This window comes from Kitasatospora sp. NPDC059747 (genome assembly GCF_042732955.1).
Classification (GTDB): domain Bacteria; phylum Actinomycetota; class Actinomycetes; order Streptomycetales; family Streptomycetaceae; genus Kitasatospora.
Window position 1 is genome coordinate 25009 of record NZ_JBHWGV010000065.1, and the last position, 9384, is coordinate 34392.

9 protein-coding genes are annotated in these 9384 nt (G+C 71.1%); 5 read left to right on the forward strand and 4 right to left on the reverse strand.

What is annotated here, in order from left to right; all coding sequences use genetic code 11:
• The first annotated feature begins 372 nt into the window (after positions 1 to 372).
• From gap to ACFV4G_RS26245, 5 genes are all read left to right on the forward strand, one after another.
• The gene (gap, locus tag ACFV4G_RS26225; RefSeq protein ID WP_380444443.1) at positions 373 to 1380 is read left to right on the forward strand and encodes a type I glyceraldehyde-3-phosphate dehydrogenase; all 1008 of its coding nucleotides are present in this window, start codon (positions 373 to 375) and stop codon (positions 1378 to 1380) included.
• A gap of 154 nt (positions 1381 to 1534) precedes the next feature.
• Entirely contained in the window at positions 1535 to 2737 is a 1203-nt protein-coding gene (locus tag ACFV4G_RS26230; protein WP_380444445.1) for a phosphoglycerate kinase, read from the forward strand.
• Between the two features lie 5 nt (positions 2738 to 2742).
• Complete coding sequence (gene tpiA, locus ACFV4G_RS26235; RefSeq protein WP_359960816.1) at positions 2743 to 3528, forward strand: triose-phosphate isomerase; 786 nt, start codon at positions 2743 to 2745, stop codon at positions 3526 to 3528.
• Positions 3529 to 3615: 87 nt separating this feature from the next.
• A complete protein-coding gene (gene secG, locus ACFV4G_RS26240; RefSeq protein WP_380444447.1) occupies positions 3616 to 3852 on the forward strand; it encodes a preprotein translocase subunit SecG in 237 nt (78 codons plus the stop codon).
• A 240-nt stretch (positions 3853 to 4092) separates the two neighbouring features.
• A complete protein-coding gene (locus tag ACFV4G_RS26245) occupies positions 4093 to 4380 on the forward strand; it encodes an RNA polymerase-binding protein RbpA (protein WP_030308030.1) in 288 nt (95 codons plus the stop codon).
• A 201-nt stretch (positions 4381 to 4581) separates the two neighbouring features.
• Here ACFV4G_RS26245 and pgl read toward each other — a convergent pair whose 3' ends face one another.
• The 4 genes from pgl to tal form a co-directional block, all read right to left on the reverse strand.
• The gene (pgl, locus tag ACFV4G_RS26250; protein WP_380444449.1) at positions 4582 to 5370 is read right to left on the reverse strand and encodes a 6-phosphogluconolactonase; all 789 of its coding nucleotides are present in this window, start codon (positions 5368 to 5370) and stop codon (positions 4582 to 4584) included.
• Positions 5367 to 6479, reverse strand: coding sequence for a glucose-6-phosphate dehydrogenase assembly protein OpcA (gene opcA / locus ACFV4G_RS26255; protein ID WP_380444450.1), 1113 nt, complete (start codon positions 6477 to 6479; stop codon positions 5367 to 5369). Before opcA ends, pgl begins: the two co-directional genes overlap by 4 nt.
• Complete coding sequence (gene zwf, locus ACFV4G_RS26260; RefSeq protein ID WP_380444480.1) at positions 6476 to 8023, reverse strand: glucose-6-phosphate dehydrogenase; 1548 nt, start codon at positions 8021 to 8023, stop codon at positions 6476 to 6478. Before zwf ends, opcA begins: the two co-directional genes overlap by 4 nt.
• A gap of 70 nt (positions 8024 to 8093) precedes the next feature.
• Positions 8094 to 9236 (reverse strand): transaldolase, encoded by a 1143-nt coding sequence (gene tal, locus ACFV4G_RS26265; RefSeq protein ID WP_380444452.1) that lies wholly within the window; start codon positions 9234 to 9236, stop codon positions 8094 to 8096.
• Positions 9237 to 9384 lie beyond the last annotated feature (148 nt).

Genomic DNA, 9384 nt, shown 5'->3' on the forward strand with positions numbered 1-9384 from the left:
GCCCACGCACACCCCCGCCCTCTCTCAGATCCACCCCGCCCCCCCCCCCCGCCGGGGGGCGCCCCCCCGGCGGGGGGCGGGGGCGGGCGCCCCCCCCCCCCCCCGCCGTCGTGTCCGGACGGCCCGCGCGGGTCCGTGCGGCCGGAGTCCGGTTTGGCAAATTGGTAGAGACCACTGGCCCGGGTCCAACTGCCCGGGGAACCAAGGACGGAAGGCCTGAAATGGGGTTTGGGCCACGCCACGCCACGTCTCGCGAATTGGTGCGATGTGCCCTCCCAGGCCCCGGAGGGGTAGGGTCATAGGCGGTCGGGGACTTCCCAAATCTCACCCCCGTCGGCTTAGCTCCGGCGTACCTAACGAGGAGATCGGTTCGTGACGATCCGGGTAGGCATCAACGGATTCGGCCGCATCGGCCGCAACTTCTTCCGCGCGGTCAAGGCCCAGGGCGCGGACATCGAGATCGTCGGTGTCAACGACCTGACTGACACGAAGACCCTGGCTCACCTGCTCAAGTACGACACCACCCTGGGCACCTTCCCGGGCGAGGTCTCGCACACCGAGGACAGCATCACCGTCGACGGCCACACCTTCAAGGTGACGGCCGAGCGCGACCCGGCGAACCTGCCGTGGGCCGCCCTGGGCGCCGACATCGTCGTCGAGTCCACCGGCATCTTCACCAAGGCCGAGGCCGCGAAGAAGCACCTCACCGCCGGCGCGAAGAAGGTCATCATCTCGGCGCCCGCCACCGACGAGGACGTCACCATCGTCCTGGGTGTCAACGACGAGAAGTACGACGCCGCCAACCACCACGTCATCTCCAACGCCTCGTGCACCACCAACTGCGTGGCGCCGATGGCCAAGGTGCTGAACGAGAGCTTCGGCATCGTCAAGGGTCTGATGACCACCGTCCACGCGTTCACCAACGACCAGGTGACCCTGGACTTCCCGCACAAGGACCTGCGCCGTGCTCGTGCGGCCTCGCAGAACATCATCCCGACCTCGACCGGTGCGGCCAAGGCGACCGCCCTGGTCCTGCCGGAGCTCAAGGGCAAGCTGGACGGCACCTCGCTGCGCGTCCCGGTCCCGACCGGCTCCATCACGGACCTGGTCGTCACCCTGGAGCGCGAGGTGACCAAGGACGAGGTCAACGCCGCCTTCCAGAAGGCCGCGCAGGAGGGCCCGCTCAAGGGCATCCTGGCCTACACCGAGGACCCGATCGTCTCCTCGGACATCGTCAACGACCCGGCCTCCTGCATCTTCGACTCGCAGCTCACCATGGTCCAGGGCAACCAGGTCAAGGTGCTCGGCTGGTACGACAACGAGTGGGGCTACTCGAACCGCGTCGTGGACCTGGTCACCCTCGTCGGTGGCCAGCTCTGACGCAGTGGGAGCTGACGTGATGTGAGGGCGAGGGCCCGGACGGCGCACGACGCCGACCGGGCCCTCGTTCTGCGTACAAGAACCTTCCGGGCGGCCCCTGCGCCGTGCCGCCCACCTGCGCATCCCCCCATCTCCCCAGGAGACCGAAGAACCCGTGAAGACCATCGAAGACCTCGACGTCGCCGGCAAGCGCGTCTTCGTCCGCGCCGACCTGAACGTGCCGCTGGACGGCGCCGCGATCACCGACGACGGCCGCATCCGCGCGGTCGCCCCGACCATCGCCAAGCTCCTGGAGCGCGGCGCGAAGGTCGTCGTCGCCTCCCACCTGGGCCGCCCGAAGGGTGCGCCGGAGGAGAAGTTCTCCCTCGCGCCGGTGGCCGCGCGCCTCGGCGAGATCCTCGGCAAGGACGTCTCCTTCGCCACCGACACGGTGGGCGAGAGCGCCGCGGCCGCCGTCGCCGGCCTGGCCGACGGCCAGGTCGCGCTGCTGGAGAACCTGCGCTTCAACGCCGGCGAGACCAGCAAGGACGACGCCGAGCGCAAGGCCTTCGCCGAGCAGCTGGCCGCCCTGGCCGACCTGTACGTCGGCGACGGCTTCGGCGCGGTGCACCGCAAGCACGCCTCGGTGTTCGACCTCCCGGCCCTGCTGCCGCACGCCGCCGGCGACCTGATCGCCACCGAGGTCGGCGTGCTGAAGAAGCTCACCGACGAGGTCGCGCGCCCGTACGTCGTCGTGCTCGGCGGCGCCAAGGTGTCCGACAAGCTCGGTGTGATCGACAACCTGCTGAAGAAGGCCGACCGCATCCTGATCGGCGGCGGCATGGCGTACACCTTCCTGAAGGCCCAGGGCCACGAGGTCGGCATCTCGCTGCTGCAGGAGGACCAGATCCCGGTCTGCCTGAACTACCTGGCCGAGGCCGAGAAGCGGGGCGTCGAGTTCGTCCTGCCGGTCGACGTCCTGGTGTCGGCCGACTTCCCGGACCTCAAGGGCAAGACCCCGGCGACCTTCGACCTCGTCTCCTCGGACGCCATCCCGGCGGACAAGGAGGGCCTGGACATCGGCCCGAAGACCCGCGAGCTGTACGCGGAGAAGCTGGCCGACGCCGGGACGGTGTTCTGGAACGGCCCGATGGGCGTCTTCGAGCACCCCGACTACGCCAACGGCACCAAGGCCGTCGCGAAGGCGCTGCTCGACAGCCCCGGCTTCACCGTGGTCGGCGGCGGCGACTCCGCCGCGGCCGTCCGCATCCTGGGCTTCGACGAGAACGCCTTTGGACACATCTCGACCGGCGGTGGCGCGAGCCTGGAGTACCTGGAGGGCAAGCAGCTCCCGGGTCTCACCGCCCTGGAAGGCTGAACGCAATGACCGAACGTCTCCCGCTCATGGCGGGCAACTGGAAGATGAACCTCAACCACCTTGAGGCCATCCAGCACACCCAGAAGCTCGCCTTCACCCTGAACGACAAGGACTACGCGGCCGTCGAGGTCGCCGTCCTGACCCCGTTCACCGACCTGCGCTCGGTGCAGACGCTGGTCGAGACGGACAAGCTGAAGATCAAGTACGGCTCGCAGGACATCTCGGAGCACGACTCCGGCGCCTACACCGGCGAGGTCTCCGGCCCGATGCTGGCCAAGCTCCGCTGCACCTACGCGGTGATCGGCCACTCGGAGCGCCGCCAGTACCACGCCGAGACCGACGAGATCGTCAACGCCAAGGTCAAGGCCGCCTACCGGGCCGGGATCACCCCGATCCTGTGCATCGGCGAGCCGCTGGAGGTCCGCAAGGCCGGCACCCACGTCGAGCACACGCTGGCCCAGCTGGACGGCGGCCTCAAGGACGTCCCGGCCGAGCAGGCCGAGACCGTCGTGATCGCGTACGAGCCGGTCTGGGCGATCGGCACCGGCGAGGTGGCGACCCCGGAGGACGCGCAGGAGGTCTGCGCGGCCATCCGCAAGCGGATCGCCGAGCTGTACGACGGCGCGCTGGCCGACAAGGTCCGTGTGCTGTACGGCGGTTCGGTCAAGTCGTCGAGCGCGGCCGGCCTGATGGCCAAGCCCGACATCGACGGCGGACTGATCGGCGGTGCTTCGCTGGACGCCGCGGAGTTCGCCAAGATCGTGCGCTACCGTGACCAGGCAGTAGGCTAACGCCGCCGCAGCAACGTAGGCTTTGGGGCCGGACCGCCGGACGCGGCCCGGCCCCTTCGCCGAAGATACGAGAGAGTTGGTCCCGTCGTGGTTCTCGGGTTCTCTATTGCCCTGATCATCTTCAGCCTGCTGATGATCCTGCTCGTGCTGCTGCACAAGGGGAAGGGCGGCGGTCTGTCCGACATGTTCGGTGGTGGCGCGATGTCCACCGGTGGCGGCTCCGCGGTGGCCGAGCGCAACCTCGACCGCATCACGATCGTGGTCGGTCTGGGCTGGTTCGCCTCCATCATGGTGCTGAGCCTGCTGCTCAAGTACAAGGGCTAGGACCGGCCGCACACCTCTGCTGGTAACGGAGCCCGCACAAGCCTGACGCCCCGTCGCCCGAGCGCCTATCCTGGGACGGTCGGGGGCGGAGGCGATGGTGGCGCACCCTTAACTCCTGCTTACACTAGGACGACTTTCGCCACCGACGCGCACCGCGGCGGGTCGGCGTACCAGCACGCAGGGAGTCAGACCGTGGCAAGTGGCAACGCCATCCGTGGCAGCAGGGTCGGAGCCGGCCCGATGGGCGAGGCGGAGCGCGGCGAGTCCGCGCCGCGCAACCGGATCTCCTTCTGGTGTGCCAACAAGCACGAGACCCGTCCCAGCTTCGCCGCCGAAGCCGTCATCCCGGACACCTGGGACTGCCCGCGCTGCGGTTTCCCGGCCGGACAGGACGAGCACAACCCGCCCGCCCCCTCGCGCAACGAGCCGTACAAGACCCACCTCGCCTACGTCCGCGAGCGGCGCACCGACGCCGACGGCGAGGCGATCCTCGCCGAGGCGCTGGCCAAGCTGCGCGGCGAGATCTGAGCCGGAAGAGGCGCTCGGGGGGCCGCCGCCCCCACACGCGCGCGGCACGGCGTGGCGTGACCGAGGGCGAGCGGGCGCGCGAGCGAGCGGGGGGGGGCCCCCCCGCCGGGGGGGCGCCCCCCCGGGGGGCGGCCTTCTCCCCCCCCGACCCCCCCCGGCCCCCCCCCCCCCCCGCGGGGCCCCCCCTTCGGCGTTGAGTCCCTAGGCCGAGGCCGGCGGGTACAGCTGCGGCGGGATCCGCTCGGCGGCGGCCCGGTCCAGCAGCCACAGCGTGCGGCCGCGGCCGTACGCGCCGGAGGCGGGCGCCTGGATCTCGCCCGGGCCGGACAGGGCCAGCGCGACCGCGCCCGCCTTGTCCTCGCCGGCCGCCAGCAGCCAGACCTCCCGGGCCGCCCGGATCGCCGGGAGGGTGAGCGAGATCCGGGTCGGCGGGGGCTTGGGGGCCCCGCGCACGCCGACCACCGTCAGCTCGGTCTCCCGCACGCCCGGGTGCTCCGGGAACAGCGACGCGACGTGGGTGTCCGGGCCGACGCCCAGCAGCAGCACGTCGAAGGCCGGCACGCCGGTCCGGTCGCCCGGTCCGGCCGCCTTCGCCAGCTCCTGTGCGTAGCGGGCGGCGGCGGCCTCGACGTCCGAGCCGTCCACGCCGTCCGAGGCGGGCATCTCGTGCACCCGCGCCGGGTCGAGCGGGACGGCGTCGAGCAGCTCGGCGCGGGCCTGGACGGCGTTGCGGTCCGGGTCCGCGGCGGGCACGAAGCGCTCGTCGCCCCACCAGAGGTCCAGCCGCGCCCAGTCGACCGCGTCGCGCGCCGGGGAGGCGGCGATCGCGGCCAGCAGGGCGTTGCCGTTGCGGCCGCCGGTGAGCACCACCGAGGCGGTGCCGCGGGCGGCCTGGGCGTCCACGATCCGGGTGATGAGCCGGGCCGCGGCCGCCTGGGCCATCAGCTCCTTGTCGCGGTGGACGACGAGCTGCGGGGTGGCGTTGGTCATGCGCTGTCCCCGGCGGCCTGCTCGCCGGCCGGCTCGTCGGCCTTCTCCGCGGCCTTCCTGGCGGCCTTCTTCGCCGCGGGCTTCTTCTCCGCGGCGGCGGCCGTCACCCGGTCGGGGTTGGCCACCGGCACGTCGGAGACCGCCTGGGCGAGCCGCCCGGCGGCCACCGTCTCGGCGTTGGCGGGCTCGTGGAGGCGGTCCACGGGCGTGCGCACGGCCGTCGAGTAGATGTCGTCCGGGTCGAGCCGGCGCAGCTCCTCGGCGATCAGCTCCGAGGTCTCGCGCCGCTTGAGCGCCACCTGGCGGTCCGGCGAGCCGGGCATCGACAGGGTGCCCATCAGGCCGTCCGGGCGGTCCAGGGTGATGTCCCCGTCCTTGGTGCGCAGGTGCACCGCGGTGATGCCGGGGCCGCCGGTGACGACGCGCTCGACCGGGACGTGCAGGCGGTTGTGCAGCCACAGGCCGAGCAGCTCGACGCTGGGGTTGTACGACTCGCCCTCCACCACGGCGGAGACGATCTGCGACGGGCGCTGGTCGAGCGCCGCGGCGAGCATCGAGCGCCAGCCGGTGATCCGGGTCCAGGCCAGGTCGGTGTCGCCCGGGGTGTAGCTCTGGGCCCGCTGGGCGAGCTGGCCGACCGGGGACTCGGCGGTGACCGCGTCGGTGATCCGGCGCTGGGCGATCGAGCCGAGCGGGTCCTGCGCCGGGTGGAGCGGCGCGTTGTCCGGCCACCAGACGACGACCGGGGCGTCCGGCAGCAGCAGCGGCAGGACGACGGACTGGGCGTGCGCGGCGAGTTCGCCGTGCATGCGCAGGATGACCGTCTCGCCGGAGCCGGCGTCCGAGCCGACCAGGATCTCGGCGTCCAGGCGGGTCTCGGCGCGGGCCCGGGGCGAGCGCCCGGCGCGCTTGATCACCGCGAGGGTGCGCGAGGGGTGCTCGCGGGAGGCGTCGTTGGCGGCCTTGAGGGCGTCGTAGGCGCTGCCCTCGTCGGTCACGATCACCAGGGTGAGCACCATGCCGGCGGCGGTGCTGCCACCGGCCCGGCGCGCCTCCATGAGGGCGGCGTTGATCTTGCTCGACGTCGTGTTGGTGAGGTCGATCTTCATGGCCGGCGCCAGCTCCTGCCGTCTCGTGCGAGCATCTCGTCCGCCTCGACGGGGCCCCAGGTCCCCGCCGCGTACTGGGCGGGCTTGCCGTGGGTGTCCCAGTACCTCTCGATCGGGTCGAGGATCTGCCAGGAGAGCTCGACCTCCTGGTGGCGCGGGAACAGGTTGGCGTCGCCGAGCAGCACGTCGAGGATGAGCCGCTCGTAGGCCTCGGGGCTGGACTCGGTGAAGGACTCGCCGTAGGCGAAGTCCATCGTGACGTCGCGGACCTCGAAGGAGGTGCCCGGGACCTTGGAGCCGAACCGCACCGTCACGCCCTCGTCCGGCTGGACCCGGATGACCAGGGCGTTCTGCCCGAGCTCCTCGGTCGCGTAGGAGTCGAACGGCAGGTACGGGGCGCGCTGGAAGACGACCGCGATCTCGGTGACGCGGCGCCCGAGGCGCTTGCCGGTGCGCAGGTAGAACGGGACGCCCGCCCAGCGGCGGTTGTTGATCTCCAGCTTGATGGCCGCGTAGGTGTCGGTCTTGGAGTCCGGGTCGATGCCGTCCTCGTCGAGGTACCCGACGACCTCCTCGCCGCCCTGCCAGCCGGCCGCGTACTGGCCGCGCACGGTGTGCCGGCCGAGGTCGGCCGGGAGCTTGACGGCGCTGAGCACCTTCAGCTTCTCGGCGACCAGCGCCTTGGGGTGGAAGGAGGCGGGCTCCTCGATGGCGGTGAGCGCCATCAGCTGGAGCAGGTGGTTCTGGATGACGTCGCGGGCGGAGCCGATGCCGTCGTAGTAGCCGGCGCGGCCGCCGATGCCGATGTCCTCGGCCATCGTGATCTGCACGTGGTCGACGTAGGACCGGTTCCAGATCGGCTCGAACATCTGGTTCGCGAAGCGCAGCGCCAGGATGTTCTGGACCGTCTCCTTGCCCAGGTAGTGGTCGATCCGGAAGACCTCGTCGCGCGGGAAGACCTCGTGGACGACCTTGTTGAGCTCCTGCGCGCTCTCCAGGTCGTGGCCGAAGGGCTTCTCGATGACGGCGCGGCGCCAGGAGCCCTGCGGAGGGTCGGCCAGGCCGTGCTTCTTGAGCTGCTGGACGACGGTCGGGAAGAACTTCGGCGGGACGGACAGGTAGAAGGCGAAGTTGCCGCCGGTGCCCTGGGCCTTGTCGAGCTCCTCGATGGTCGCCCGGAGCTTGTCGAAGGCGTCGTCGTCGTCGAAGGTGCCCTGGACGAAGCGCATGCCCTTGGCGAGCTGCTGCCAGACCTCCTCCCGGAACGGGGTCCGGGCGTGGTCCTTGACCGCGTCGTGGACCTCCTTGGCGAAGTCCTCGTCCTCCCACTCGCGGCGGGCGAAGCCGACGAGCGAGAAGCCCGGCGGCAGCAGTCCGCGGTTGGCGAGGTCGTAGATCGCCGGCATCAGCTTCTTGCGGGACAGGTCGCCGGTGACCCCGAAGATGACCAGGCCCGACGGCCCCGCGATGCGCGGGAGCCGTCGGTCTGCGGGGTCACGAAGCGGGTTGACGGGAGTGGCCGGGAGATCGTCCGCGTCCGACACCGGTGTCAACTCGGGGAAATCAGTGCTCACTTGATGGGCTCCGCTTTCGTGCGCTGGCGGTGAGCAGGGGTCACTTCTCGTCGGCGAAGGACGCGAGCGAGGCGGTGACGGTGTCGAGCAGCTCGGTCCAGGACTGCTCGAACTTCTCGACGCCCTCGTCCTCCAGCACCTGGACCACGTCGTCGTAGTCCACGCCGGCGGCCGCGATGGCGTCCAGGACGGCCTTGGCGTCGGCGTAGTTGGGGACGATGGTGTTGCCGGTGACCACGCCGTGGTCGGCGGTGGCGTCCAGGGTGGCCTCGGGCATCGTGTTCACGGTGCCGGGGGCGACCAGCTCGGTGACGTACAGGGTGTCCGGCAGGGCCGGGTCCTTGACGCCGGTGGAGGCCCAGAGCGGGCGCTGCGGCTTGGCGCCGGCGGCCTCCAGGGCCTTCCAGCGGGCGCTGCCGGCGGTCTGGCCGTCGACGCTGCCGAAGACGTCCTCGTACGCCTGGTAGGCGAGGCGGGCGTTGGCCAGGGCGGCCTTGGAGCGCAGGTTCTTGGCGTCGCCGCCGATCTTGTCCAGGCGCTTGTCGATCTCGGTGTCCACGCGGGAGACGAAGAAGGAGGCGACGGACTCGATCTGGGAGAGGTCCAGGCCCTTGGCCTTGGCGGACTCCAGGCCGGTCAGGTAGGCGTCCATGACGGCCTTGTAGCGGTCCAGCGAGAAGATCAGCGTGACGTTGACGCTGATGCCCTTGCCGATGACCTCGGCGATGGCGGGCAGGCCGGCCTTGGTGGCGGGGATCTTGATGAAGACGTTCGGGCGGTCGACCAGCCACCACAGCTGCTTGGCCTCGGCGACGGTGGGGGCGGTCTCGTGCGCCAGGCGCGGGTCGACCTCGATGGAGACGCGGCCGTCGCGGCCGTTGGAGGCGTCGTAGACCGGGCGCAGCACGTCGGCGGCGTCGCGCACGTCCGAGGTGGTGATCATGCGGATCGCCTCGTCGGTGGTGACCTTGCGGACGGCGAGGTCGCGCAGCTGGCCGTCGTAGGAGCTGTCGCCGCTGCCGGCGATGGCCTTCTGGAAGATGGTCGGGTTGGTGGTGACGCCCACCACGTGCTTGTTCTGCACCAGCTCGGCCAGGTTGCCGGAGTTCAGCCGCTTGCGGCTGAGGTCGTCCAGCCAGATCGCCACGCCTTCGTCGCTGAGGCGCTTGAGTGCGTCGGTCATGGTGCTCAGTCCTTCTTCTTCTGTCTTCGTGGGGTCGTCAGAGGGGCGGGGGGGGGGGGCGCCGGGGGGGGGGCGGGGCGGGCGGGGGGGGGGGGGTGGGGGGTGTTGGAGAAAAAAAAAAAAACCGCCACCCACAACAAAAATTTAT

Coding starts and splice junctions, on each gene's coding strand:
- tpiA (WP_359960816.1), top strand. CDS start 2,743: ATGACCGAACGTCTCCCGCTCATGGCGGGCAACTGGAAGATGAACCTC.
- ACFV4G_RS26245 (WP_030308030.1), top strand. CDS start 4,093: ATGGGCGAGGCGGAGCGCGGCGAGTCCGCGCCGCGCAACCGGATCTCC.
- pgl (WP_380444449.1), bottom strand. CDS start 5,370: ATGACCAACGCCACCCCGCAGCTCGTCGTCCACCGCGACAAGGAGCTG.
- opcA (WP_380444450.1), bottom strand. CDS start 6,479: ATGAAGATCGACCTCACCAACACGACGTCGAGCAAGATCAACGCCGCC.
- tal (WP_380444452.1), bottom strand. CDS start 9,236: ATGACCGACGCACTCAAGCGCCTCAGCGACGAAGGCGTGGCGATCTGG.